This is a genomic window from Thauera mechernichensis (genome assembly GCF_029588855.1).
Lineage (GTDB): Bacteria > Pseudomonadota > Gammaproteobacteria > Burkholderiales > Rhodocyclaceae > Thauera > Thauera mechernichensis.
In genome coordinates this window covers 333894-360495 of sequence record NZ_JARQZE010000004.1, presented here as the reverse complement: position 1 = coordinate 360495, position 26602 = coordinate 333894, and the positions used below count along the sequence as shown (strand labels likewise).

At 64.3% G+C, this 26602-nt stretch carries 23 protein-coding genes, 1 tRNA gene and 1 pseudogene; 14 read left to right on the top strand and 11 right to left on the bottom strand.

Annotated features, from left to right (window positions below; translation table 11 throughout):
* Positions 1 to 83 precede the first annotated feature (83 nt).
* The 4 genes from lon to tig all read right to left on the bottom strand — a co-directional run bounded on the left by lon (position 84) and on the right by tig (position 5871).
* The gene (gene lon, locus P7F68_RS08455) at positions 84 to 2513 is read right to left on the bottom strand and encodes an endopeptidase La (protein WP_277832282.1); all 2430 of its coding nucleotides are present in this window, start codon (positions 2511 to 2513) and stop codon (positions 84 to 86) included.
* A gap of 108 nt (positions 2514 to 2621) precedes the next feature.
* Positions 2622 to 3890, bottom strand: a complete 1269-nt coding sequence (gene clpX / locus P7F68_RS08450) for an ATP-dependent Clp protease ATP-binding subunit ClpX (RefSeq protein ID WP_002927079.1) — start codon at positions 3888 to 3890, stop codon at positions 2622 to 2624.
* Between the two features lie 17 nt (positions 3891 to 3907).
* Positions 3908 to 4546, bottom strand: a complete 639-nt coding sequence (gene clpP / locus P7F68_RS08445) for an ATP-dependent Clp endopeptidase proteolytic subunit ClpP (RefSeq protein WP_002927081.1) — start codon at positions 4544 to 4546, stop codon at positions 3908 to 3910.
* A gap of 20 nt (positions 4547 to 4566) precedes the next feature.
* A complete protein-coding gene (tig, locus tag P7F68_RS08440; RefSeq protein ID WP_277832278.1) occupies positions 4567 to 5871 on the bottom strand; it encodes a trigger factor in 1305 nt (434 codons plus the stop codon).
* A gap of 364 nt (positions 5872 to 6235) precedes the next feature.
* Here tig and P7F68_RS08435 point away from each other — a divergent pair, with 364 nt between their 5' ends.
* From P7F68_RS08435 to P7F68_RS08405, 7 genes are all read left to right on the top strand, one after another.
* On the top strand, positions 6236 to 8158 hold the full coding sequence (locus P7F68_RS08435; RefSeq protein ID WP_002927085.1) for a PrkA family serine protein kinase: 1923 nt from the start codon (positions 6236 to 6238) through the stop codon (positions 8156 to 8158).
* Positions 8159 to 8224: 66 nt separating this feature from the next.
* Positions 8225 to 9505 carry a YeaH/YhbH family protein gene (locus P7F68_RS08430; RefSeq protein ID WP_002927087.1) on the top strand — a complete coding sequence of 427 codons (1281 nt, stop codon included), beginning with the start codon at positions 8225 to 8227 and terminating at the stop codon, positions 9503 to 9505.
* A complete protein-coding gene (locus tag P7F68_RS08425; RefSeq protein ID WP_277832270.1) occupies positions 9502 to 11049 on the top strand; it encodes a SpoVR family protein in 1548 nt (515 codons plus the stop codon). The genes P7F68_RS08430 and P7F68_RS08425 overlap by 4 nt, the downstream gene beginning before the upstream one ends.
* Before the next feature lie 60 nt (positions 11050 to 11109).
* Positions 11110 to 12642 (top strand): NAD(P)H-hydrate dehydratase, encoded by a 1533-nt coding sequence (locus P7F68_RS08420; protein ID WP_277832268.1) that lies wholly within the window; start codon positions 11110 to 11112, stop codon positions 12640 to 12642.
* 70 nt (positions 12643 to 12712) lie between these two features.
* The gene (gene nadC, locus P7F68_RS08415) at positions 12713 to 13558 is read left to right on the top strand and encodes a carboxylating nicotinate-nucleotide diphosphorylase (RefSeq protein ID WP_002927095.1); all 846 of its coding nucleotides are present in this window, start codon (positions 12713 to 12715) and stop codon (positions 13556 to 13558) included.
* 32 nt (positions 13559 to 13590) lie between these two features.
* The gene (locus P7F68_RS08410) at positions 13591 to 14163 is read left to right on the top strand and encodes a DUF2946 family protein (RefSeq protein WP_277832264.1); all 573 of its coding nucleotides are present in this window, start codon (positions 13591 to 13593) and stop codon (positions 14161 to 14163) included.
* Between the two features lie 89 nt (positions 14164 to 14252).
* A tRNA-Leu gene (locus P7F68_RS08405) sits at positions 14253 to 14337 on the top strand.
* An 80-nt stretch (positions 14338 to 14417) separates the two neighbouring features.
* Here P7F68_RS08405 and P7F68_RS08400 read toward each other — a convergent pair.
* Positions 14418 to 15215, bottom strand: a pseudogene (locus tag P7F68_RS08400) (LysR family transcriptional regulator); the annotation flags it as partial.
* A gap of 119 nt (positions 15216 to 15334) precedes the next feature.
* Between P7F68_RS08400 and P7F68_RS08395 the strand changes: the two are divergent.
* The 4 genes from P7F68_RS08395 (at position 15335) to P7F68_RS08380 (ending at position 17964) form a co-directional block, all read left to right on the top strand.
* On the top strand, positions 15335 to 16156 hold the full coding sequence (locus tag P7F68_RS08395; RefSeq protein ID WP_277832262.1) for a DODA-type extradiol aromatic ring-opening family dioxygenase: 822 nt from the start codon (positions 15335 to 15337) through the stop codon (positions 16154 to 16156).
* Positions 16153 to 16746: a cytochrome b gene (locus P7F68_RS08390; protein WP_277832260.1), complete on the top strand. Its 594-nt coding sequence runs from the start codon at positions 16153 to 16155 to the stop codon at positions 16744 to 16746. The genes P7F68_RS08395 and P7F68_RS08390 overlap by 4 nt, the downstream gene beginning before the upstream one ends.
* Positions 16743 to 17297: a YceI family protein gene (locus P7F68_RS08385; protein WP_277832258.1), complete on the top strand. Its 555-nt coding sequence runs from the start codon at positions 16743 to 16745 to the stop codon at positions 17295 to 17297. Before P7F68_RS08390 ends, P7F68_RS08385 begins: the two co-directional genes overlap by 4 nt.
* A gap of 79 nt (positions 17298 to 17376) precedes the next feature.
* Complete coding sequence (locus tag P7F68_RS08380) at positions 17377 to 17964, top strand: YceI family protein (protein WP_277832256.1); 588 nt, start codon at positions 17377 to 17379, stop codon at positions 17962 to 17964.
* Positions 17965 to 18068: 104 nt separating this feature from the next.
* Here P7F68_RS08380 and thrC read toward each other — a convergent pair whose 3' ends face one another.
* From thrC to P7F68_RS08350, 6 genes are all read right to left on the bottom strand, one after another.
* The gene (gene thrC, locus P7F68_RS08375; RefSeq protein ID WP_277832254.1) at positions 18069 to 19523 is read right to left on the bottom strand and encodes a threonine synthase; all 1455 of its coding nucleotides are present in this window, start codon (positions 19521 to 19523) and stop codon (positions 18069 to 18071) included.
* 268 nt (positions 19524 to 19791) lie between these two features.
* The gene (locus tag P7F68_RS08370; protein WP_277832252.1) at positions 19792 to 20004 is read right to left on the bottom strand and encodes a dodecin; all 213 of its coding nucleotides are present in this window, start codon (positions 20002 to 20004) and stop codon (positions 19792 to 19794) included.
* A 10-nt stretch (positions 20005 to 20014) separates the two neighbouring features.
* Complete coding sequence (locus tag P7F68_RS08365) at positions 20015 to 20167, bottom strand: hypothetical protein (protein WP_002927115.1); 153 nt, start codon at positions 20165 to 20167, stop codon at positions 20015 to 20017.
* 145 nt (positions 20168 to 20312) lie between these two features.
* Positions 20313 to 20981, bottom strand: coding sequence for an MOSC domain-containing protein (locus tag P7F68_RS08360; RefSeq protein WP_277832248.1), 669 nt, complete (start codon positions 20979 to 20981; stop codon positions 20313 to 20315).
* Positions 20982 to 21086: 105 nt separating this feature from the next.
* Positions 21087 to 22394 (bottom strand): homoserine dehydrogenase, encoded by a 1308-nt coding sequence (locus P7F68_RS08355; RefSeq protein WP_002927117.1) that lies wholly within the window; start codon positions 22392 to 22394, stop codon positions 21087 to 21089.
* Positions 22395 to 22461: 67 nt separating this feature from the next.
* Positions 22462 to 23766, bottom strand: coding sequence for a pyridoxal phosphate-dependent aminotransferase (locus tag P7F68_RS08350; protein WP_002927118.1), 1305 nt, complete (start codon positions 23764 to 23766; stop codon positions 22462 to 22464).
* Positions 23767 to 23920: 154 nt separating this feature from the next.
* On the opposite strand from P7F68_RS08350, the gene P7F68_RS08345 reads away from it, so the two are divergent.
* From P7F68_RS08345 to P7F68_RS08335, 3 genes are all read left to right on the top strand, one after another.
* A complete protein-coding gene (locus tag P7F68_RS08345; protein ID WP_277832244.1) occupies positions 23921 to 24304 on the top strand; it encodes an Mth938-like domain-containing protein in 384 nt (127 codons plus the stop codon).
* 215 nt (positions 24305 to 24519) lie between these two features.
* The gene (locus P7F68_RS08340) at positions 24520 to 24975 is read left to right on the top strand and encodes a peroxiredoxin (protein WP_277832242.1); all 456 of its coding nucleotides are present in this window, start codon (positions 24520 to 24522) and stop codon (positions 24973 to 24975) included.
* Positions 24976 to 25041: 66 nt separating this feature from the next.
* Positions 25042 to 26529: a PhoH family protein gene (locus tag P7F68_RS08335; RefSeq protein ID WP_277832240.1), complete on the top strand. Its 1488-nt coding sequence runs from the start codon at positions 25042 to 25044 to the stop codon at positions 26527 to 26529.
* Positions 26530 to 26602: the final 73 nt, after the last annotated feature.

Below are 26602 nucleotides of genomic sequence, written 5' to 3'. Positions count from 1 at the left end.
CGACGAAGCCGCAAGGCCCTCGCGGACATTGCGGCTTCGAAGACGCGGGCCTGAGCGGCCCGCGACCACCCCTCGAAGGGGCCTCAGTGCGCGCGCAGATTCGCTGCGGCCGATCCACCCGCTGCATGCTCGCCGGTCACGCCGGCCTGCGCCACCGGCTCATCGCTTTCCGGCAGCGGCTCGGGCTTGCGCTCGAGCGCCAGTTCGAGCACACGGTCGATCCACTTGACCGGAACGATCTCGATCGCGTTCTTGATGATGTCCGGAATCTCGGCGAGATCCTTCACGTTCTCCTCCGGAATCAGCGCGGTGCGGATACCCCCGCGGACGGCAGCCAGAAGTTTCTCTTTCAGGCCTCCGATCGCAAGGACCTCGCCACGCAGCGTGATCTCACCCGTCATGGCAACGTCGCAACGCACCGGAATCCCAGTCAGCACGGACACGAGCGCCGTCGAGATCGCAATACCTGCAGACGGACCGTCCTTCGGGATCGCCCCTTCCGGCAGGTGGATGTGAATGTCGCTCTTCTGGTAGAAATCGGGATCGATCCCGAGCGACCGAGCGCGCTTGCGCACCACCGACAAGGCCGCCTGGATCGACTCCTGCATGACCTCACCCAGTTTGCCGGTGGTGACCACCTTGCCCTTGCCCGGCAGCTGGACGGCCTCGACGGTCAGCAGTTCGCCGCCAACCTCGGTCCAGGCCAGGCCGGTAACCTGGCCGATCTGGTTCTCTTTCTCCGCCATGCCAAAGCTGTACTTGCGCACGCCGAGGAACTTGTCGAGGTTCTTGGCATTGACCACGACCTTCGTGCTGCGACTACGCAGCACCAACTGCTTGACCACCTTGCGGCACACCTTGGAAATCTCGCGCTCGAGACTACGCACACCCGCTTCGCGCGTGTAGTAACGCACGATATCGCGTACTGCTTCCTCGGTGACCGACAGCTCGTCACGCTTGAGCCCATTGTTCTTCATCTGCTTGGGCAGCAAATAACGCTGGGCGATGTTCACCTTCTCATCCTCGGTGTAACCCGAAAGACGAATGACCTCCATACGGTCGAGCAGCGCCGCAGGAATGTTCAAGGTGTTTGCCGTGGCAACGAACATCACGTCGGACAGGTCGAAATCGACCTCGACATAGTGATCCTGGAAAGTGTGGTTCTGCTCCGGGTCCAGCACTTCGAGCAGCGCGGAACTCGGATCGCCACGGAAATCCATGCCGAGCTTATCGACCTCGTCGAGCAGGAACAGCGGGTTCTTCACCCCGACCTTGCTCATGTTCTGCAGGATCTTGCCCGGCATCGAGCCGATGTAGGTACGGCGATGGCCGCGGATCTCGGCCTCGTCGCGCACGCCACCGAGCGCCATGCGAATGAACTTGCGGTTGGTGGCCTTCGCAATCGACTGCCCAAGCGAGGTCTTGCCCACTCCGGGCGGTCCGACCAGGCACAGGATGGGCGCCTTGACCTTGTCCACGCGCTGTTGCACGGCAAGGTACTCGAGGATGCGTTCCTTTACGCGCTCGAGGCCATAATGGTCCTTGTCGAGCACCGTTTCGGCCTCGGCCAGGTCCTTGCTGACGCGCGACTTCTTCTTCCAGGGCAGACCGACAAGCGTGTCGATGTAGTTCCGTACCACCGTGGCCTCGGCCGACATCGGCGACATCAGACGCAGCTTCTTGAACTCGGCCTCGGCCTTGGCGAGCGCCTCCTTGGGCATGCCCGCGGCCTTGATCTTCTTGTCCATTTCCTCGAAGTCGGCACCTTCCTCGCCTTCCCCGAGTTCCTTCTGGATCGCCTTGACCTGTTCGTTCAGGTAGTACTCGCGCTGGCTCTTCTCCATCTGGCGCTTGACGCGTCCACGGATGCGCTTCTCGACCTGCAGGATGTCGAGTTCGCCCTCCAACTGGGAAAGCAGGCGCTCGAGGCGCTCGGCGGTATCGAACATCTCCAGCACTTCCTGCTTCTGCTCGAGCTTGAGCGGCAGATGTGCGGCAATGGTGTCGGCAAGCCTGCCGGCTTCGTCGATGCCAGCCAGCGAGCTGAGGATCTCCGGCGGAATCTTCTTGTTGAGCTTAACGTACTGGTCGAACTGCGCGATGATCGCGCGCCGCATGGCCTCGAGCTCGTTGTTGCCGGCCTCGACCGGCACGACCGGACGCGCGGTGGCGACGAACACGGTGCGCAGGTCGCTAACCGAATCGATATGGGCACGCTGCACGCCTTCGACAAGCACCTTGATGGTGCCATCAGGCAACTTGAGCATCTGCAGGATGTTGGCGATGCAGCCGATCGAATACAGGTCCTCGACCGCAGGCTCGTCCTTGGCGGCCGACTTTTGTGCGACGAGGAGGATGCTCTTGCCGTCCTCCATCGCGTTCTCGAGTGCCTTGATGCTCTTCGGACGACCGACGAAGAGCGGAATCACCATGTGCGGGAACACCACCACGTCGCGCAAGGGCAACAGCGGCAATTCAATCGCTTCTTTGGGGAGGTCAGCAGGACCCGGCATTTTTTATTTCCTTCATGAAAGGGTTCCGCTCATGTATGGGCGGACCCCAGGAATTCAAGTGGCGGGCTGCAACAAAGGCCCCGCGCTCAAGGCGCGGGGCATCAAGCCTCAGTTGGCTCCCGACACCTTCTGCTGATCAGCATAGATCAGGAGCGGCTTGCCACCTTCCTCGATCGTCGATTCGTCCACGACAACCTTCTCCACACCGTCCAGCGTCGGCAGGTCGTACATGATGTCGAGCAGGGCCGCCTCGAGGATGGAGCGCAGACCGCGTGCCCCCGTCTTGCGCTTGATGGCCTTGCGCGCCACTGCGTGCAGTGCTGCGGGGCGGATCTCGAGCTCCACGCCTTCCATCGAGAACAGCTTCTGGTACTGCTTGACCAGTGCGTTCTTCGGCTCGACGAGGATCTGGATCAGTGCCTCTTCATCCAGCTCCTGGAGTGTCGCCACCACCGGAAGGCGGCCGATCAGCTCGGGAATGAGACCGAACTTGATGAGATCTTCCGGCTCCACCTGACGGAAGGTGTCGGTAAGGCTCTTGGTGTCCTTGCTCTTCACCTCGGCACCGAAACCGATCCCGACCTTCTCGGTACGGTTGCGGATCACCTTCTCGAGCCCGTCGAAGGCGCCACCGCAGATGAACAACACGTTGGTGGTATCGACCTGGATGAAATCCTGGTTCGGGTGCTTGCGCCCGCCTTGCGGCGGAATCGAAGCCACCGTGCCCTCGACGAGCTTGAGCAGAGCCTGCTGCACGCCTTCGCCCGAAACGTCACGGGTGATCGAAGGGTTGTCGGCCTTGCGCGAGATCTTGTCGATCTCATCGATGTAGATGATGCCCTGCTGCGCCTTGTCTACGTCGTAGTCGCACTTCTGCAGCAGCTTCTGGATGATGTTCTCGACGTCCTCACCGACATAGCCAGCTTCGGTCAGGGTCGTGGCGTCGGCCATCACGAAGGGCACGTCGAGCAGGCGGGCAAGTGTCTGCGCGAGCAGCGTCTTGCCCGAACCCGTCGGCCCGATCAGCAGGATGTTGCTCTTGGCCAGCTCGACGTCATCCTGCTTGGCCTCGACATGGCGCAGGCGCTTGTAATGGTTGTATACCGCCACCGCGAGGTTGCGCTTCGCCTGCCCCTGCCCGATCACGTACTGATCGAGGATCTGGCAGATCTCGCGCGGCGTCGGCAGCGAGCCCTTGACGCCCTCGGGGTCGGACTTGCCAACGATCTCGTCGCGGATGATGTCGTTGCAGAGCTCGATGCACTCGTCGCAGATGAAGACCGAGGGGCCTGCGATGAGTTTGCGGACCTCGTGCTGGCTCTTGCCGCAGAACGAGCAGTACAACAGCTTCTCGCTGCCTGCCTTCTTGTCCGACATTGGGAAAATCTCCTGAATCAGGTGTCGTCGCGGCTGGTGAGGATCTTGTCGACCAGGCCGTACTCCACCGCGGCCGCGGCGGACATGAAGTTGTCGCGGTCGGTATCCTTCTCGATGCGCTCCATGCTCTGGCCGGTGTGCTTGGCCAGCATGCCGTTCAGGCGCTCGCGCAGGTAGAGGATCTCGCGCGCATGGATCTCGATGTCCGAGGCCTGGCCCTGGAAGCCGCCGAGCGGCTGGTGGATCATCACGCGCGAATTGGGCAGGCAGTAGCGCTTGCCCTTCTCGCCCGCCGCCAGCAGGAACGCACCCATGCTCGCCGCCTGACCGATGCACAGTGTGCTGACGTTCGGCTTGATGAACTGCATCGTGTCGTAGATCGCCATGCCGGCGGTGACCGAACCGCCGGGCGAGTTGATATAGAAGTAGATGTCCTTGTCCGGATTCTCGGACTCGAGGAACAGCAACTGCGCAACGATCAGGTTGGCGGTGACGTCATTCACCGGGCCGACGAGGAACACCACCCGCTCCTTCAGAAGGCGCGAATAGATGTCGTAGGCGCGCTCGCCGCGACCACTCTGCTCGACCACCATCGGGACCAGGCCGAGACCGACCGGGTTCCAGTCGCTGCTGTGCTGGGGTGTTCCTTGCATCATTCGTCAGACCCTTTGCGACTTTAAGCCGCGTTGCCCATCAATTCGTCGAACGCCACTTCCTTGTCGGTGGCATCAGCCTTGCTGCTGACCCAGGCGACGACGTTGTCTTCGATGACCACCGCCTCGGCCTGAGCCAGACGCTCGGGTTGAGCGTAATACCAGCGCATGAGTTCCGCGGGATCCTCGTAGCTTTGCGCCATTTCCTCGACCAGCGCGCGCACCTGCTCGGGCTTGGCATGCAGTTCGTTGACCTTGACCAACTCGGCCATGATCAGGCCCAGCTTGACGCGGCGCTCGGCCTGCTCACCGAACCAGGACGGATCCACCGGGATGTCCTTGGTCTTGAGGCCGCGCATCTCGAGGTCGCGACGTGCGTTCTCAGCGAGTTGCTGCGCCTCGGCCTGCACCAGCGCCTTGGGCACTTCGATCGGCGTCACAGCGATCAGCGCTTCCATCACCTGCTCCTTGACGCGAGCCTGGATGCGGCGCTTGACCTCGCGCTCGAGATTGGCCTTGACCTCCTCGCGCAGCTTGGCAACCTCGCCATCGGCAACGCCAAGCGACTTGGCGAAGTCGGCATCGACCACCGGCAGCACGGCCTCTTCAACCGCCTTGACGGTCACTTCGAACTGAACCGCCTGGCCGGCCAGGTGCTGGGCATGGTAGTCGGCAGGGAAGCTCATGTCGAAGGTCTTGCTCTCGCCCGCCTTGAGACCGAGCACAGCGGTCTCGAAATCCTTGAGCATGGCGCCAGCACCGATCACGAACGGGAAGTCCTGGGCCTGACCACCCTCGAACACTTCGCCGTCCTTGCGACCGGTGAAGTCGATAAGAACGCGGTCACCGTCAGCGGCTGCACGATCGACCGCGCTGAAGGTGGTGCGCTGCTTGCGCAGCACATCGATCGTCTTGTCGACCTCGGCATCGCCGACGGCAAGCACCGGACGCTCGATCTTCTGGCCGGTCAGTTCGCCGATGGTGACTTCGGGGTACACCTCGAACACGGCGCTGAACTCGAGCGCGCCCTCGCCCTGCGCCGCCTTGGGCTCGATGCGCGGGTAGCCCGCCACACGCAGCCCTTGTTCGCGCACCTTGTCACCGAACGCCTTCTCGACCGCCGCACCGACGGCCTCACCGCGGGCCTGGCCGCCATGCGTCTGCGCCACGATCTTCATCGGCACCTTGCCCGGCCGGAACCCCGGCATCTTCACCGTGCGCGCCATGCGCTTGAGGCGTGCATCCACCTCCTTCTCGATGTCAGCCAGCGCGACGGTGATGTCGATACGGCGCTCCAGCGCGCTCGGGTTTTCCTGGTTCTGCTCCATTAAATCGATCCTGAGAAGTCAATAAGTGCCAATGAATGCGTCACGGCCGTCGCGCTTGCGCACCCGCAAAGTCTTGCGTTCGCAACGTCGCCAGCATGAACACGATGAACGAAGAGCGGAATTCTAGCACAGCCCCTGCGGCGCACCGGAGGCGTGATCGCGAGTGAGAAAAGCGACACACTTCCTGCGAAAAAAAGCCGCTCACAGACTGGAACTCACCCCCGCCGAACTGTTCTCATCTACTGACCCGGTCGGCATGTCCAATGCCCCGGCGAAGGCCGCGCAGACGGCCCCCTGCTGAACCATCCGAAATGGCGGCCGGACCTTGTATACGCGCCGCCCTGGCTCGCACAGGAGAGACGCCATGACCATCTTCAATGCCTACCAGGCGCGCTATGAGGCTGCACGCGAGGAAGAGATGTCCCTCCAGGACTACCTCGAACTCTGCCGCGCCGACCGCATGGCTTACGCGACCGCTGCCGAGCGCATGCTCACGGCCATCGGCGAACCCGAGCTTGTCGATACGCGGCTCGACCCCCGCCTGTCGCGCATATTTTCCAACAAGATCATCAAGCTCTACCCCGCCTTCCGCGATTTCTACGGCATGGAAGAGGTCATCGAGAACATCGTGTCCTACTTCCGCCACGCCGCCCAGGGCCTGGAGGAGAAGAAGCAGATCCTCTACCTGCTCGGCCCTGTTGGCGGCGGAAAATCCTCACTCGCCGAGAAGCTCAAGAGCCTGATCGAAAAGGTGCCCTTCTATGCCATCAAGGGCTCGCCGGTCAATGAGTCGCCACTCGGGCTGTTCAACGCCGCCGAGGACGCGCACATCCTCGAGGGCGACTTCGGCATCCCGCGCCGCTACCTCAATACCATCATGAGCCCGTGGGCCGTCAAGCGCCTGCACGAGTTCAACGGCGACATTACCCGCTTCCGTGTGGTCAAGCTCAACCCCTCGGTGCTGCGCCAGACCGCCGTCGCCAAGACCGAGCCGGGCGACGAGAACAACCAGGACATCTCATCGCTTGTCGGCAAGATCGACATCCGCAAGCTCGAGCAGTACTCGCAGGACGACCCGGATGCCTACAGCTACTCGGGCGGCCTGTGCCTGGCCAACCGCGGACTGCTCGAGTTCGTGGAGATGTTCAAGGCGCCGATCAAGGTACTGCACCCACTGCTTACCGCCACCCAGGAAGGCAACTACAAGGGCACGGAAGGATTCGGCGCGATCCCGTTCGACGGCATCGTAATGGCCCACTCGAACGAATCCGAGTGGGTGGCATTCAAGAACAACAAGAACAACGAAGCCTTCCTCGACCGCATCTACACCGTCAAGGTGCCCTACAGCCTGCGGGTGTCGGACGAGATGCGCATCTACGAGAAGTTGCTGGCGCACAGTTCGTTGTCCGAAGCGCCGTGCGCGCCCGACACCCTGAAGATGATGGCCCAGTTCGCCGTGCTCTCGCGCCTCAAGGAACCCGAGAACTCGAGCATCTTCTCCAAGATGCGCGTCTATGATGGCGAGAACCTCAAGGACACCGACCCCAAGGCAAAGAGCTACCAGGAGTACCGCGACTATGCGGGCGTCGACGAGGGCATGACCGGGCTGTCCACCCGCTTTGCCTTCAAGGCGCTGTCGAAGATCTTCAACTTCGACCACCGCGAGGTCGCCGCCAACCCGGTGCACCTGATGTACGTGCTCGAACAGCAGATCGAGGCCGAGCAGTTTCCTGCCGAGACCGAGGCGCGCTATCTCGGCTACATCAAGGAATACCTCGCGCCGCGCTACGCCGAGTTCATCGGCAAGGAGATCCAGACAGCCTACCTCGAGAGCTACTCCGAATACGGCCAGAACATCTTCGATCGCTATGTGATCTACGCGGACTTCTGGATTCAGGATCAGGAGTTCCGCGACCCCAACACCGGCGAGATCCTCGACCGCGCCGCGCTCAACGAAGAGCTGGAGAAGATCGAGAAGCCGGCCGGCATCAGCAACCCGAAGGACTTCCGCAACGAGGTGGTGAACTTCGTGCTGCGCGCCCGCGCCAAGCACGACGGCCGCAACCCGAGCTGGACCTCCTACGAGAAGCTGCGCGCGGTGATCGAGAAGAAGATGTTCTCCAACACCGAGGACCTGCTGCCCGTGATCAGCTTCAACGCCAAGGCCAGCGCCGACGAGCAGAAGAAGCACCAGGACTTTGTCGACCGCATGATCGACAAGGGGTACACCGAGAAGCAGGTGCGCTTGCTGTGCGAATGGTACCTGCGCGTTCGCAAGTCATCCTGACGTTGCCGGCCGGGCGGAGCGGGGCTTGACGCCCCGCCCGCCTCTTGCGTGATACGGGGAGGAGACATGGTCCGCATCATCGATCGACGCTTCGACAGCAAGAACAAGAGCGCGGTCAACCGCCAGCGCTTCATGCGCCGTTTCAAGCAACAGATTCGCAAGGCGGTGAGCGGTGCCATCCAGGGGCGCTCCATCCGCGATCTCGACAACGGCGAAGAGGTCTCGATCCCCGCACGCGACCTGGCCGAGCCGTCACTTCATCACGGCCGTGGCGGTGTCTGGGAGCAGATCTTCCCGGGCAATGACCAGTTCAGCAGCGGCGACCGCATCAACAGGCCGCTCGGTGGGGGCGGAGACGGCTCGGGCAAGGGCAAGGCCAGCAACGAGGGCGAACATGAGGACGACTTCGTGTTCCAGCTCTCGCGCGAGGAGTTCCTCGAACTCTTCTTCGAGGACCTCGAGTTGCCACGCCTGATCCGCACGCAGCTTGCCAAGGTCACCGACTACAAGACACAGCGCGCCGGCTTCAAGTCCGACGGCGTGCCTGCCAACATCAACATCATCCGCTCGATGCGCGGCGCGCTTGGCCGCAGGCTTGCGCTCGGCTCGCCCTACGCCGCACGCATTCGCCAGCTTCAGGAGGCCCTCGACGATGCACTGGCCCGCCAGGAGGCAGATGAGGACAGCGACGAAGACACGCTGCGCGCCCTGCGCGAGGAACTCGCCGCGCTACGCGCCAAGGTCGAACGCATCCCCTTCATCGACAGCTTCGACCTGCGCTACAACAACCGCATCAAGGTGCCACGCCCCACCACCCAGGCGGTGATGTTCTGCGTGATGGACGTGTCGGGCTCCATGGACGAGGAGCGCAAGTCCATAGGCAAGCGCTTCTTCATGCTGCTCTACCTGTTCCTTACCCGGACCTACGAGCACATCGAAGTCGTCTTCATCCGCCACCACACCGTCGCCAAGGAAGTCGACGAGGACGAATTCTTCCACTCCCGCGAGTCCGGCGGCACGGTGGTATCGAGTGCACTGGTGATGATGCGCGACATCGTGCGCGAGCGGTATGCCAACGGGCAGTGGAACATCTACGGTGCGCAAGCCTCGGACGGTGACAACTGGGACAACGACTCTCCAGTGTGCGGCCGGCTGCTGGCAAATGAGATCCTGCCCTGGTGCCAGTACTTTGCCTACGTCGAAATCACCGCTGGCGAGCCGCAGAACCTGTGGCGCGAGTATGCCCGCCTCGGTGCCGAGCACGACAACTTCGCCATGCAGCGCATTGAGTCGCCGGCTGACATCTACCCGGTGTTTCGCGAACTGTTCAAGAAGACGATCGCATGACCACCATGACCTCCAGAGCGAAAGCGCCCGCACGCAAGCCCCCCCTGCCCTCCGGCTCCGAATGGACCGCGGAAGCAATCGAGCGCTACAACGCGGAGATCGCGCGCGTGGCGGCCGCCTACCGGCTCGATCTGTACCCGGTGCAGATCGAGATCATTACCGCCGAACAGATGATGGATGCCTACGCCTCGGTGGGTATGCCGGTCAACTACCACCACTGGTCCTTCGGTAAGCACTTCCTCTCCACCGAGAAGGGCTACAAGCGCGGCCAGATGGGTCTGGCCTACGAGATCGTCATCAACTCCAACCCCTGCATCGCCTACCTCATGGAGGAGAACACGCTGACGATGCAGGGCCTGGTGATCGCTCACGCGGCCTACGGCCACAACAGCTTCTTCAAGGGCAACTACCTGTTCCGCACATGGACCAACGCCGACGCGATCATCGACTACCTGGTGTTTGCGCGGAACTACATCAGCGAATGCGAGCAGCGCCATGGCGAAGAGGAAGTGGAACTGCTGCTGGACTCCTGCCACGCGCTGATGAACCTCGGCGTGGACCGATACAAGCGCCCGCCCAAGCTGTCGCTGGCCAAGGAAAAGCTGCGCCAGCAGGAGCGCGAGGAATACCTCCAGGGTCAGGTCAATGACCTCTGGCGCACGCTGCCTGCCCATGACACCCGCAGCGGCCCGCGCGAAGCACCCCGCTTTCCGCCCGAGCCGGAGGAGAACCTGCTCTACTTCATCGAGAAGAACGCACCGCTGCTCGAACCCTGGCAGCGCGAGGTCGTACGCATCGTGCGCAAGATCGCGCAGTACTTCTTCCCGCAGCGCCAGACCCAGGTCATGAACGAGGGCTGGGCCACATTCTGGCATTACACCCTGCTCAACCACCTCTACGACGAAGGCCTGCTGGCGGACAGCTTCATGCTGGAATTCCTGCAGTCGCACACCAACGTCGTGTACCAGCCGCCCTACAACAGTCGCTGGTTCAACGGCATCAACCCGTATGCGCTCGGCTTTGCGATGTGGCAGGACATCCGCCGCATGTGCGAGAAGCCGGACGACGAGGACAGGCGCTGGTTCCCCGAAATCGCGGGCAGCGACTGGCTGGACACCTTCGACTTTGCGATGCGCAACTTCAAGGACGAGAGCTTCATCGCCCAGTACCTGTCGCCGAAGGTGATGCGCGATTTCCGCATGTTCGCGGTGCTCGACGACGACCGCCAGGACAAGCTGGAAGTCTCGGCCATCCATGACGACAGCGGCTTCCGCCGTGTGCGCGAGATCCTCTCCGACCAGTACAACCTTGGCGCACGCGAGCCCAACGTCCAGGCCTGGAACGTCGATCTGCGCGGCGACCGTTCGCTCACCCTGCGCCACCAGCCTCACCGCCGCCGGCCGCTGGGAGGCAGCACCGACGAGGTCATGCGCCACCTGGCTCGGCTCTGGGGCTTCACCGTGCGCCTGGAATCCGTGGACGAGGACGGCAACATCGAACTCAAACATGAGATCCGCGCCGAGCGGCGCCGCAATGGCAACTGAGCGCGGCTGCATGCGGCCGCGAACGGCGTAGAATCCGGGCAACTTTCCGGGAGTCTTCGCATGTTCAGCCCCTTGCGCCCCATTTACCCGGTCGCCGGCATCCGCGCGATCGAGAACAAGCTCATTCCGAGCGCACGCCCACCCTTGATGGAACGCGCCGGACGCGCCGCTGCAGAGGATGCGGTGCGCCTGATCATGGACCGACCGGGCCCGATCCTGATCGCCTGCGGCCCCGGCAACAACGGCGGTGACGGGTTCGTCATGGCACGCCAGCTCGCGCAGGCGGGGCGAGAGATCATCGTCGCCTTCGCCGGCCCCGCCGACAAACTCCCGGCCGAGGCCGCCAAAGCGCATGCCGACTACCTCGCAGCAGGTGGCACGGTTGTCTCCGACCTCCCCGCTGCGCCCGCCAATGGCTGGGCCCTGGTGGTCGATGCCTTGTTCGGCATCGGTCTCGGCCGCCCGATCGAAGGCCGTTACTCGAGCTGGATCAACACGCTCAACGCCCAGCCCGGCCCGCGCATGGCACTAGACGTGCCGAGCGGACTTGACGCCGACACCGGCCAGCCCCTGGGCACCACTTTCTGCGCCACGCACACCACCACCTTCATCGCCCTCAAGCCCGGCCTGCTCACACTCGATGGCCCCGACTACTGCGGCGAGATCAGCGTACAGCGCATCGACATCGACGCCCCGGCCTGGCTCCAACCACACGGCCACGCCATCGCCCCCTCGTTGTTCCGCCACATGCTGAGGCCGCGGCCGCGCAACTCGCACAAGGGCCTCTACGGCGATGCCGCCATCGTCGGCGGCAACACCGGCATGGTGGGTGCCGCACTGCTCGCCGGCCGTGCCGCGCTCTGGCTGGGAACCGGCCGGGTCTATGTGGGCCTGGCGGATCCGGACGGCCCTGCCGTCGACCTCGTACACCCCGAGCTGATGCTGCGCCAGGCCACAGAGGTGCCCGAGCGCCTGAGCGCCATGGCAGTGGGCCCCGGCCTTGGCACCGACACCACCTCCACCGCCCTGCTGGCAGCGGCGCTGCGGCGCGACATACCACTCGTACTCGACGCCGATGCGCTCAACCTCGTCGGCGCAGACCCCGCGCTGGCGAAGGCGCTCGGCACGCGCGCCGCGCCCACCGTGCTCACCCCGCACCCGGCCGAGGCTGCGCGCATGCTCGGCTGCGACACAGCCAGCGTGCAGGCAAACCGCCTCAGCGCCGCCATCGAGCTCGCCCGCCGCCACCAGGCGATGGTCGTGCTCAAGGGCTGCGGCAGCATCATCGCCACCGCAGACGGGCGCTGGTTCATCAACGGCAGCGGTCACTCGGGCATGGCCAGCGCCGGCATGGGCGACGTCCTTACCGGACTGACTGTCGGCCTGCTTGCCCAGGGCTGGCCCACCGAAGCAGGCCTGATGGCCGCGGTGCATCTGCACGGTGCCGCCGCCGACCGCCTCGCGCGCGAAGGCATCGGTCCGGTTGGGCTTACCGCGAGCGAGACCATCGACGCCGCACGCGGCGTCTTCAACGGTTGGCTCATCGAGGCACAGCGCGACCCGCGCCAGGCAGCCGTGCGCCCGCTGCGCTGACTTGGCAAGGCATCGGCGGCCCGTCTGCCGGTGCTAGAATTTTCACCCGTTTCCAGTCTTGGTCGATCACATGCTTTCTGAACAACTCCGCGTCGAAATCCAGCGCAACGTTGCCGCCTCGCTCGCCGAGGATATCGGCACTGGCGACCTCACCGCGCGCCTGATCGCCCCCGACACCGAGGCCCGCGGGCGAGTGATCACCCGCGAGCATGCCATCGTCTGCGGTACGGCATGGTTCGATGCCGCCTTCGCCGCACTCAGCCCGGCGGCCGTGGTGCACTGGCATGTGCGCGATGGTGACCGCGTCGAGCCCGGCCAGACGCTGTGCGAGATCATCGCGCGAGCACGCGTCCTTCTCACCGCGGAGCGCACCGCACTCAACTTCCTGCAGCTGCTGTCGGGCACGGCAACGGTGACACGCCGCTTCGTCGATGCCATCGAGGGCACGCAGGCGAAGATCGTCGATACGCGCAAGACGCTACCCGGGCTGCGGCTCGCGCAGAAATACGCGGTCGCAATCGGTGGCGGCACCAATCACCGCGTCGGCCTCTACGACGGCATCCTGATCAAGGAAAACCACATCATTGCGGCCGGTGGCATCCGCGAGGTGGTCGAGCAAGCACGCAGCATCGCGCCCTCGAACGTCTTCATCGAGGTCGAGGTCGAGACCCTTGAGCAGCTGGAGGAAGCCCTCGGCGCTGGGGTGAACATGATCCTGCTCGACAACATGAGCCTCGACGACATGCGCACTGCCGTGGCGATCAATGCCGGCCGTGCCGAACTCGAAGCTTCCGGCGGTGTCAGCCTGGAGCGCGTGCGCGCGATCGCGGAGACGGGCGTCGACCGTATCTCGATCGGGGCGCTGACCAAGGACGTGCGCGCACTCGACCTGTCGCTGCGCCACATCGAGGACTGAACACCAGGTTGAGACCGGACGACGAGGCGCCCATGCCTGCCCCCGCTACCGACGCTCTGCACTGGCCATCCGTTCCAGCCTGCTACGGATGGCTTGCGCTCGACGCCCGCGGGCAATGGCGCTTGCGCGACGAGCGCGTCACCCACCCCGGACTCAACGCATTCCTCAACGCCAACTACACCTGCGACGCAACGGGCAACTGGCTTGTAAACAACGGCCCACAGCGCGTTTACGTCCGTCTCGAGCGCGCACCGCTGGTGCTGCGCCTGGAACGAGACGGCAGCATGATCGACCACACCGGGCGCCGAGTGCAGGCGCAGCCACCTGTCTGCATCGACGAGGAAGGCCACATCGTCCTCACCACCGATGCCGGCCCCGGTACCGTTGACGATCGCGACCTCGCCGCCTTCATCGCCGAGATGCTCGATGCAGACAGCAGGCTTCCCAGCGAGGACGCGCTGCTTGCCTGCATCGGTGGCGACACCCGCATTGCGCTGACCTGGCGCGGTCTGCCTGTCGAGCCCTGCAGCTGCACGGAGCTGCCCGCCCGCTTCGGCTTTCGACTCGATCCGCAGCCCGGCAGCGACGAACGATCGGCCTGTTGACGTCGCCCGGGCATCAAGGCTATAGTCCGCGCCCTCGTACAGCAGCGCTTGCAGCATCCCTCGAACAAGACCCGCTGCTGATCACGAATGCCTTGGTGGTGAAATTGGTAGACACGCTATCTTGAGGGGGTAGTGGCGAAAGCCGTGCGAGTTCGAGTCTCGCCCAAGGCACCATCTCCCGGCCGTTCGGCCGCGAGTCTCTCAGCCAGAAAGTCGATCAGCATCCTTACGCGGTGCGGGATGTGGCGGTTGCTTGGCAATACCGCGAATACCCCCAGCTCGGGCGGCGCGTAGTCTTCCAGCACGCATTCGACGGCACCGGCCGAAAGTGCCTCATCGGCGATGAAATCCGGCTGTACCGAGATGCCCAGCCCTCTTACCGTCGCCGCCATCACCGCGTCGCCGTTGTTGGCATTGATGCGGCAGCGCGGCGTGTGCGTCTCGGCACGACCATCGACGGTAAAGCGCCACAGCTGGCTGCCCAGCCGTGTCATGTAGCCCAGGCACTCATGATGGGCGAGCTCGCCCGGATGCCTTGGCCTGCCGTGACGCGCCAGGTAATCCGGTGCGGCGACCACGTAGAGGCGGCAGCTGGCAAGTCTGCGCACGATATCGCCCGGCTCGAGCTGCGCAGTGATGCGTACGGCAAGATCGAATCCTTCCTCGATCAGGTTCACCCGACGGTCGGCGTACTCCATGTCCAGCCCCACCTCGGGAAACTGCTGTGAGAAATCGAGCAGCAGCGGCGCAAGCCGGCGCAGGCCATAGCTCAGCGGCAGGCTCAGACGGATGCGCCCGCGCGGCGTCGCAAGCTCCTGCGCAACGCCAGCCTCGGCAACTTCGACCATGTTCAGGATGACACGGCAGCGCTCAAGAAAGGCCGTACCCGCCGTCGTCAGCGTCAGGCGGCGGGTGCTGCGTTCCATGAGCTTGGCACCAAGATGCGACTCCAGGGCCGCCACCTTGCGTGTCACCACTGAACGCGCCACGCCGAGTTGCTGGGCTACGGTCGAAAAACTGCCGGTCTCGGCCACACGCACGAAGAGCTGCATCGCTTCCAACCGATCCATTGTTGTCATTCCTGCAACAGAAATAACTTGATTGTGCGGTATATGTGACGGTGCCGGAAGCCTATAGTGCATTCAACGCACACGTGAGAATGGTTTCCAACATGCACGCACGACAGACCAGCCCTCGGCAGCCTGCCCTCTTCGTCCCCCACGGCTCGCCCCTGTTCGCGCTTGCGCCGGGCGCGGCCGGCGCGGCGATGGCGGGTCTCGCAAACGTCATGGTTCAACCCCGCGCGGTGGTCATCGTGAGTGCGCACTGGGACACCACCATCCCGACCGTCGGTTTTGCCGAGCGACCTGAAACCATCCACGACTATTACGGTTTCCCGCCCGAACTCTACCGCCTGAACTACCCCGCCACGGGTTGCAGCGAGGTCGCCGAGGAGCTTGTACAAGCGATCGGCGCCGCCGGCCTGCCGGTCGCACGATCGGCGACCCGCGGCCTTGACCATGGCGCCTGGATACCGCTGCGCATCATGTTCCCGGACGCGGACATCGCCGTCGTACCGCTCTCGATTCAAAGCCGTGGCGGACCAAAGGCGGCCTGGCAGCTTGGGCGAAGCCTTGCACCGCTGACGGCCCGCGGCATCCTCGTCGTCGGCTCGGGCAACCTCACCCACAACCTCACCGATTTCCGCTTCGGCGCCAGCAGCGGCGCGACCGACGTGCCCGCCTACGTGCGCCGCTTTGCCGACTGGTTCGGCGACCGCCTGGCCGCGGGTGATACCGCGGCCTTACTGGACTACCGCCGGCAGGCACCCGAAGCCATGCGCGCCCACCCGAGCGAAGAGCACCTGCTGCCCCTGTTCGTCGCCCTCGGTGCCGCAGGCGATGAACCCTACGCAAGTCGGCTGCACGCCGGCATCGACGATCACGCGCTGGCGATGGACATCTTCGCCTTCGAGCCAGGAGCCCCCGCATGACCCCGAAGCCCCCCGCCCCCCAGGACCGCTCACCCCGACGTGCCGATACCTCCTACACGAGCACGGCCAAAGTGATGCATTGGTTGATGGCCGTACTGATCCCGGCAACGATGGCCCTTGGCATGTACGTGGAAGGCCTGCCCTTTTCGCCCGAAAAACTCAAGTTGATCGCGTGGCACAAGTGGGCCGGCGTCAGCCTCTTCCTGCTCGTGGCACTGCGGCTGACGTGGCGCCTGTTCCATCCACCGCCGCCGCTTCCCGCAAGCATGGCGCCCGCATTGCGCATGGCGGCGCATGCCGGGCACGCCCTGCTGTACGTGCTGATGTTCGCCATCCCGCTCACCGGCTGGCTGATGAGCTCTGCCAAGGGCGTACCGACAGTGTGGCTCGGCGTGGTGCCGATTCCTGACCTTCTGGGCAAGGACGAAGCCCTCGGCAAGCTGCTGCAGGCCACCCACATGTACCTCAACTGGCTGCTCGCAGCGACACTCGTCGGCCATATCGCAGCCGCACTCAAGCATCACTTCTTCGACCGGGACGACATCCTGACCCGCATGCTGCCCACCATCAACCGCAAGGACAGAACATGAGAACCCTGCTTGCCGCCGCAGCGCTTGCCGCCGCTATGCCCCTCGCCGCTCACGCAGCCGACTACACACAGCTGCAGACCGAGCGCAGCAAGGTCGGCTTCAGCTTCACCCAGATGGGCGTAACCCTGGACGGTCACTTCGAACGCTTCGACGGCGAACTGCGCTTCGACCCCGCCGCCCCGGAGTCCGCTCGCGCCGTCGTCGAAGTCGAACTGGCAAGCATCCGCACCGGCATGCCGGATGCCGATGCCGAGGTCGCCGGCCGCAGTTGGTTCAACATTGGCGAGTTCCCCAGGGCGCGCTTCGAATCGAGCAGCGTCAAGGCCCTGGGCGGCGAGCGCTTCGAGGTCAGCGGCGCACTTACCATCAAGGGCCGCAGCCTGCCCGTCGTCGTACCGGCCAGCTTCGCGGTGCGCGACGGCGTCGGCGTGTTCGAGGGCGAGTTCGTCATCCGTCGCGGCGACTTCGCGGTTGGCGAGGGCGCCTGGGCCCACTTCGACGTGGTCGCCAATGAAGTGCGCGTGCGTTACCAGATCAGCGCGACGCAGTGATCCCGGCGGCGCCTAAAGGCTTCGGCGCAATCACCCCATCCACCACCAAAGCACGATCACCCTCAACAGGAGCTACACCATGCATTCCACCTTCCGCAAGTTCGCTGCCAGCCTCAGCCTCGTCGCCGGCACCACCCTCGCCCTGCCGGCGCTCGCCGCGCCGCAGACCTACGTGGTCGACGGCTCGCACACCTTCCCGCGCTTCTCCTACAGCCACTTCGGGCTATCGACCCAGATGAGCCGCTTCAACACCACCACCGGCACCGTGGTGCTCGACCAGGAAGCGCGCACCGGCTCGGTGGACATCGAAATCGACATGCGCTCGGTCGACACCGGCTTTGCGACCTTCAACGAGCACATCCAGGGCGAAGACTTCTTCCACACCGCGCAGTACCCGACCGCAACCTTCAAGTCGACGCGCGTGGTGTTCGAGGGCGACAAGCCGGTTGCAGTCGACGGCGAGCTCACCATCAAGGGCGTGACGCGCCCCGTCACCCTGAACCTGAGCTCGTTTACCGCCATGCAGCACCCGATGGTGCCCAAGCAAGCCATCGGCGCCAATGCCAGCGTGACCGTGAAGCGCAGCGACTTCAACGCCGGCAAGTACGCCCCCCACGTCAGCGACGAGGTCACCATCGACATCGCCCTCGAGGCCATCGCCCAGTAAACGCAGCTGCCGAAGCGAGAACGCCCGCGGGCCGTCGTGGCCCGCGGGCGTTCTCGCTTTCGGTCTGCACACAGGCGCCATTACCGGACGCCTGGGCGGCCAGGTCAGCCTCGGACGCGCTCGGTGATGACGCGCTTGATCGCGTCGACGTCGGGCGCCATCACCTCGACACGTTGCGGCAGCGCCTCGATGCCGGCAAGGTCGGCGGGACGCTCGGGCTCACGGCCGAGGGCCTCGACGATGGTCTCCGAGAACTTCACCGGCAGCGCCGTTTCCAGCACCAGCAGCGGCACACCGGCCGGCACCGCGCCGGCAAGCTCCCAAGCCACCTTCACGCCGTCGGCGGTGTGGGTGTCGATCATCACGCCATACTGCTCAAACACCTTGCGGATGGTCGCCAGGCGGTCGGCATGGCTGCTCGCACCGGAGAGGAAACCAAACTCGGCAATACGCGCGAATTCAGCCGAGGCCGACAGATCGAAGGCACGGCCAGCATCGACCTCGGCCCACAGGGCGGCGACCTTCTGCGGGTCGCGACCAACCAGGTCGAAGACGAAGCGCTCGAAGTTGGACGCCTTGGAGATGTCCATCGACGGGCTCGAGGTGACATGGGTCTCGGCCGCCTTGCGCGGACGGTAGACGCCGGTGCGGAAGAACTCGTCGAGCACGTCGTTCTCGTTCGTCGCAAGCAGCAGCTTCGCGACCGGGAGCCCCATCTGGCGCGCGATGTGGCCGGCACAGATGTTGCCGAAATTGCCCGAAGGCACGCAGAACGCGACCTCCTGGTCATTCGACGACGTGGCGGCGAAATAGCCCTTGAAGTAATAAACGACCTGGGCGGCGACGCGCGCCCAGTTGATCGAGTTGACCGCACCGATCTTGTGCCCGGCCTTGAAAGCGTGGTCGTTGGACACTGCCTTCACGATGTCCTGGGCATCGTCGAACATGCCGGTGACGGCGATGTTGAAGATGTTCTCGTCCTGCAGCGAATACATCTGCGCACGCTGGAAGGCACTCATCTTGCCGTGCGGCGACAGCATGAACACGCGCACGCCCTGCTTACCGCGCATCGCGTACTCGGCGGCAGAGCCGGTATCACCCGAGGTCGCGCCAAGGATATTGATGCTCTCGCCGCGCTTGGCCAGCACATACTCGAACAGGTTGCCAAGCAACTGCATCGCCATGTCCTTGAAGGCGAGCGTGGGGCCATTGGAGAGCTCGAGCAGGCCGAGCCGCCCAGGCTCGAGCCAATGCACGGGCGTGATGTCGGCGGCACGATCCCCCGCGCGCGCATGGCAATACACCTCGGCCGTGTAGGTCTTCGCGCAGATCGCGCGCAGGTCGGCTGCAGGGATGTCGGTGATGAACTTCGACAGGATCTCGAAGGCCAGTTCCGCATAAGGCAGCGTACGCCAGGCGTCCAGCTCGGCACGCGTGACGCAGGGGTAGGACTCGGGCAGGTAGAGCCCGCCATCGGGCGCCAGGCCCCCGAGCAGGATGTCGCAGAACTCGGGGTTCGTGGGCTGGCCGGCATGGCCACGGGTGGAGATGTACTTCACGACGCAATCCTTGAAGAAGGCACGGCCGGACGGAGATGCCCGGCTGGGCGAGGCGGAAAGGCGTGATTCTAACGAATCCGGGCCGGGCTTCGCAGGTCCGGGGCAGCAGACAGCGGCGCAATCTGCTGAAACGCCAAGTCCGTTGAGGCGTCAGGTGCGCCACTGCCCTCGCAAGCTCACGGCTGACGCCGCTCCCGCAGTGCGATTCCAGGCATGTGCGGACCGACGGTGGGCGCGCCTGATGCGCCCTTCTGGACGGAACCCGGACTCAATCGGTCTCCAGGCGGAAGCCCACCTTCAGCGTGACCTGGAAATGGGCGACCTTGCCGTCGACCACATGGCCGCGGGTCTCGATCACCTCGAACCAGTCGATGTGGCGGATCGTCCTTGCGGCGGTCTCGATCGCGTTTCGGATGGCATCGTCAGTCCCGGAGGTTGACGAGCCGACGAGTTCGATCATCTTGTAGACGTGGCTGGACATGGCTTTCTCCCTAGTGTTCGGGGTCGGTCGATCTCCCGGGCAGCGTAGCCGTTGGCGGCAACTCGGCGGCCTCGAAGCGGCGTACCGCAGCGCGGTATCCCCGCATGCCGAGCACGGCTATGATGATCAGGATGAGTGTGAAGGTGACGAGTTTGAATGCCATCGGGTGGACTCAAGGAATGTTGCCGAAGACCCGGGCTGCAGTCAGCAGGGACGCGCAAGGACAACTGCAGTGTAGCTCGCAGCACACAGATCTGCCGCGAGGCCTTGGCAAGGCGGTCGACTTCTGCGCCAGAACTGCGCGCTCATCAGCGCGACGCGCCGTTGCGCTCGAGCCAGTCCGCACGCTCGCGGCAACGCTCGGCCTTGTCCGGAGCAAGCCCGGGTGCAGCAGCGATCCGTCTGAGCACTTGCGGGTCGGGACGGTGGGCAAGCACAGCATCCCAGTAGTCAGCGAGCGTCAACGCAGGGCTGGGCCGCTCCTCGAGCTCGATGGTGTCGCCTGGCGCCAGTTCGCCCGGCGTGAGCACCGCGTAATACCAACCCGTCACCCCGGCCGCCTCGACGAAGCGCGACGCCCCATCCACCTTGATGCGGCGGTCGATCTTCCAGCACGGTGCGCGCGGTTGCGAAACCTGCACACGCGCACTGCCCATGCGCAGGATGTCGCCGATGCACAGGTCGTGCTCGGTCAGTCCATGGGTACTGACGTTCTCGCCCAGCACGCCGGCGGCCAGCAGATCGGCGGCCTGCGGCCACTCCTGAGCCAGCACGGCATAGTGCTCGGCCGGGTAGTGGTGCAGGGCTTTCCACGGGCCGCCGTGATGGCGCAGGTCGGCTTGCTCATCGCCTTCGAGACCCGTCGCACCCAGGCGCAGCGGACGATCCACTGCCGTCTTGTAGATCCCGGTGGGCTCGCACTCGGGCAATAGCGGCCGCACACGGCCGATGAACAGTTGGTCGATCGTGGTCTTCATGGCTCCATCCCAAACCCATTCCCATACCGAGGTACGAGCTGCCCCACCCCAGATGTCAAAAGGCCGCGCCCCGAGGCACGGCCTTTTCTTCTGCAAGCACCTCGATCAGAGGCTCTCCATGCGCAGCTTGGTCACCTGCCCCTGTACCACCGGCAGCGCTTCGATGCGACCGATGGCTGCATTCGCGTCACGCTCAACGGTCTGATGGGTGAGCATGATGATGTCGGTGTGGCTCTCGCCCTCGGCCGCTTCCTTCTGGATCAGGGCCTCGATCGAGATGTCGCTGTCGGCGAGGATGCGGGTGATGTCGGCGAGCACGCCAGGCTTGTCCGCTACGCGCATGCGCAGGTAGTAGGAGGTGATGACCTCCTCGATCGGCAGTACCGGCAGCGCCTGCACCTGATCGGGCTGGAAAGCGAGGTGCGGTACGCGGTGCTCCGGGTCGGCCGTGTGCAGGCGGGTCACATCGACGAGGTCGGCGATGACCGCGGAAGCTGTCGGCTCGGCACCTGCGCCCTTGCCGTAATAGAGCGTCGCACCGACGGCATCTGCCTGTACCAGTACCGCGTTCATCGCGCCTTCGACGTTGGCGATCAGACGCTTGGCCGGGATCAGCGTCGGGTGCACGCGCAGTTCGACGCCGGAGTCACGCTTGCGCGCAATGCCGAGCAGCTTGATGCGGTAGCCCAGCTGTTCGGCGTAGGCGATGTCCACCGCATCGAGCTTGCTGATGCCTTCGACGTAGGCCTTGTCGAACTGCATCGGGATGCCGAAGGCAATCGCGCTCATGATCGTCGCCTTGTGGGCAGCGTCGACGCCTTCGATGTCGAAGGTCGGATCGGCCTCGGCGTAGCCGAGCGCCTGCGCCTCCTTGAGCACTTCGGCAAACGGCAGGCCCTTGTCCCGCATCTCGGACAGAATGAAGTTGGTCGTGCCGTTGATGATGCCGGCCAGCCACTCGATGCGATTGGCGGTAAGGCCCTCACGCAGCGCCTTGATGATCGGGATGCCCCCTGCCACCGCAGCCTCGAAGGCCACCATCACGCCCTTCTTCTGCGCTGCCGAAAAGATCTCGTTGCCATGCACCGCAAGCAGCGCCTTGTTGGCCGTGACCACATGCTTGCCGTTCTCGATGGCCTTCATGACCAGTTCGCGAGCGATGCCATAACCACCGATCAGTTCGACGACGATATCGATTTCCGGATTGGACACGACGGCGAAGGCGTCATCGGTAAGGGCGACCTCGCCCCCGGTCACGCTGCGCGCAAGCTCCAGGTTCTTGTCGGCCACCATGGTGATGCGGATCGGACGTCCGGCGCGGCGGCTGATCTCTTCCGCGTTGCGCTTCAGAACGGTGTAGGTACCGCCACCGACGGTGCCGATGCCGAGGAGGCCAACATTGATCGCTTTCATGCAGTGAGTTCCGTGATTCAGGGTGGGTTGAAATCTGGTGCCGGGGGCAAGGGTCGGGCGTACAGCCTCAGGTACCGTGGCGGCGGCGGTAGTGCTCCAGGAAGCGCGCGACACGGCCGATGGCGTCGCGCAGGTCGTCCTCGTGCGGCAGGAAGACGAGACGGAAGTGGTCGGGGTGGGGCCAGTTGAAGCCCGAGCCCTGGACGAGCAGCACGCGCTCCTCCTCAAGCAACTCGGCGATGAAGGCCTGATCGTCCTCGATCGGGTACACCTTGGGATCGAGCCTGGGGAACATGTACAGGGTGGCCTGCGGCTTGACGCAGCTCACGCCCGGAATCTGGTTGATCAGCTCCCACGCCAGGTCGCGCTGGCGGCGCATGCGCCCGCCCTCGGCGACCAGGTCGTCGATGCTCTGGTAGCCGCCAAGCGCGGTCTGGATTGCGTACTGCCCCGGCACGTTGGCACACAGACGCATCGAGGCGAGCATGTTGAGACCTTCGATGTAATCCACGGCGCGGCGCTTGTCGCCGCACACCACCATCCAGCCGGCGCGGTAGCCGCAGGAACGGTAGTTCTTCGACAGGCCGTTGAAGATGATGGTCAGCACGTCCTCGGACAATGCAGCCATCGAGGTATGGGTGATGCCGTCGTACAGGACCTTGTCGTAGACCTCGTCCGCGTACAGGATGAGGTCGTGCTCGCGGGCGAGCGCGACGATCTGCCGCAAGGTTTCTTCCGGGTACACGGCGCCGGTCGGGTTGTTCGGGTTGATGACCACGATCGCGCGCGTGTTAGGGGTGATCTTCGCGCGCATGTCCTCGATGTCGGGCAACCAGCCCTTGGACTCGTCGCACAGGTAGTGCACCGGCTTGCCGCCGGACAGACTCACTGCCGCAGTCCACAGCGGGTAGTCAGGCGCCGGCACCAGCACCTCGTCACCCGCATCGAGCAAGGCGTTCATCGCCATCACGATGAGTTCGGAGACACCGTTGCCAATGTAGATATCCTCGATATCCACGCCCTTGATGCCCTTCTGCTGCGTGTAGTGCATCACCGCCTTGCGCGCCGAGAAGATCCCCTTCGAGTCCGAGTAGCCCGCCGCGTTGGGCAGGTTGCGGATCATGTCCATCTGAATCTCTTCGGGCGAATCGAAGCCGAACGCGGCAAGGTTGCCGATGTTGAGCTTGATGATCTTGTGGCCCTCGTCCTCCATCTGCTTCGCGCGCACCAGCACCGGTCCGCGGATGTCGTAGCAGACTTCGGCAAGCTTGGCAGACTTGCGGATCGGCCGCGCGCCGGCAGCGCCCGCCTCGGCCTTCACGGTCGGTTCGGAGGGGGGCGTCGCAAGCTCGAGGGTCTTCACCGCTTTCATCTTCGTCTGTCCTGGCAAGGAAATGGCGCAGGGCGGCCTGTCCGCCACTGCCAAAAGATTGTTATCTTAGCCCCGCTGCCGCACTGCGGCAATTTCGCCATGCAGGCGGGCGGCAGCCTCCCTGTGCAAACCTCCCGATGAGCATGACATCAGCATGAAGCTCTACCTCGACAACCTCTCCAGCATCAACGTCATCAGCGGCTACGGCGAAGACCATGTGATGGTCGGCAAGGAACGCCACGAGGGCAACCTGCTGCTCTCGGCCAATCGCATCGTCACCGGCTGGGCACCTGAGGCACGCGGCAGTCTGGAAGGCCTGCGTGCCGAAGACCTTGCAGAGGCCGCCGGACTCGGGGCCGAAATCCTCATCGTCGGTACGGGCAAGCGCCAGCGCTTTCCGCAGCCGACCTTGCTGAGGCCGCTCATCGAAGCCCGCATCGGGTTCGAGTTCATGGACTTTGCGGCAGCCTGTCGCACCTACAACATCCTGGTTGGCGAGAGCCGCGCCGTCGCACTCGCCCTCATCTACGAGAGCTGATCGAGCCTACCCCGACTTGCGGTCGCACAACCGGCCCCGACACAGCCCGCGATTGCAGCCACCGCCGCCCATCGGCTACCCTGAGGCCGGCCGCAGAGGCCAAGAAATGAGGCCACGAAATGCCGACCGCAGCAGGCGCTTGCACGCACACTGCGGCGAGTCGCGCATTCCTGGATCGTTGGGCCACCCCATCCACCACGACAGCAGGAGAAGGCATGAGCGAACGCCCCGCACCGGATTTCACGCTATCGGCAACCGGCAACCAGAGCGTCACCCTGTCCGCTTTGCGCGGACGCAAGGTGGTGATCTACTTCTATCCCAAGGACAACACCCCGGGCTGCACCAACGAGACGCGTGATTTCGCCACCCTGCATGCCGCGTTCGCCGAGGCCTCCTGCGAGATCTTCGGTATCAGTCGTGACAGCCTGAAGAGCCACGAGAACTTCAAGACCAAGCTGGCCCTGCCCTTCGAGCTGATCTCGGACCCCGACGAAGCAGCCTGCGAAGCATTTGGCGTGATGAAGCTCAAGAACATGTACGGCAAGCAGGTGCGCGGTATCGAACGCAGCACCTTCCTGATCGACAGCGCAGGCAACATCGCCCGCGAGTGGCGCGGGGTGAAGGTGGCGGGCCACGCCGAAGAGGTGCTTGCCGCAGCGCGTGGGCTCTGACCCCACCCTGCGCACGCGACGCAATCACGACCGAAGCCAACGCCTCCCTACCTCAGGCCCGACAAGATGCCCGCCACCCGCAAAGACTCGACCAATGACCAGCCCGCCGGCGCAGCCACCATCAAGCCCGCCTCCGCCCGAGGCGCTACCCGCCGCAGCGCGCCCAAGGGCGTGAGCCGCAAGCTGTTCGTTCTCGATACCAACGTGCTGATGCACGACCCCACCAGCCTGTTCCGCTTCGAGGAGCACGACCTCTACGTGCCGATCATGACGCTGGAGGAACTCGACAACAACAAGAAGGGCACAACCGAACTCGCACGCAACACCCGCCAGGCCAGCCGTCTGCTCGACGAGATCGTCAGTGCGGCGCCGAACGGAATCGACGCTGGCATCGCCCTCGATCAAGCCTCGCGGGGGATGGCCACCGGCCGGCTCTACCTGCAGACCGAAGCCATCGATGTCCGCCTGCCTGCGGCCCTGCCCACCGCGCGCGGCGACAACCAGATTCTCGCCGTGGTGATGTACCTCGCGGACAAGCACCCTGGGCGTGAAGTCATCCTGGTGTCCAAAGACATCAACATGCGCATCAAGGCGCGTGCACTCGGCCTGGCAGCGCAGGACTACTTCAACGACAAGGTGCTCGAGGACAGCGACCTGCTGTACACCGGCATACGCGAGCTGCCCGCCGATTTCTGGGATACGCACGGCAAGGGCATGGAATCGTGGAAGGAAGAGGGACAGACCTACTATCGCATCAGCGGCCCGCTCGCTCCGGACATGCTGATCAACGAGTTCGTCTACCAGGATGGCGACAGCCCCCTGCAGGCCTGGGTACGCGAGAAGCGCGGCCGTAGCGTCGTACTCGAGACCCTGGTCGACTACGGCCACCAGAAGAACAACGTTTGGGGCATCACCGCGCGCAATCGCGAGCAGAACTTCGCCCTCAACCTGCTGATGAACCCCGACATCGACTTCGTGACCCTGCTCGGCCAGGCAGGTACGGGCAAGACCTTGCTCACGCTCGCTGCGGGACTCACCCAGGTCCTGGAGAGCAAGCGCTACAGCGAAATCATCATGACGCGGGTGACCGTGCCCGTCGGCGAGGACATCGGCTTCCTGCCCGGCACGGAGGAAGAAAAGATGGCACCCTGGATGGGCGCTCTCGAGGACAACCTCGAAGTACTCAACGGCACGGCAGGTGAAGGCGGCGACTGGGGCCGTGCCGCCACCCGCGACCTGATCCGCAGCCGCATCAAGATCAAGAGCCTGAACTTCATGCGTGGGCGGACCTTCCTCAACAAGTACCTCATCATCGACGAGGCGCAGAACCTCACGCCCAAGCAGATGAAGACCCTCATCACCCGCGCCGGCCCCGGCACCAAGGTGATCTGCATGGGCAACATCGCGCAAATCGATACGCCCTACCTCACGGAAGGTTCTTCTGGCCTGACCTTCGTCGTCGACCGCTTCAAGGGCTGGGAGCACTCGGGGCATATCACCCTTCAGCGCGGCGAGCGTTCGCGCCTGGCCGACCACGCGGCAGAGGTGCTCTGAGCGCGCGCAAGAACGCAAGAGCCTGTTCATAAACGGGCTTTTGCGTGCAATAAGGCGGTCTGGCGGGCGCGGC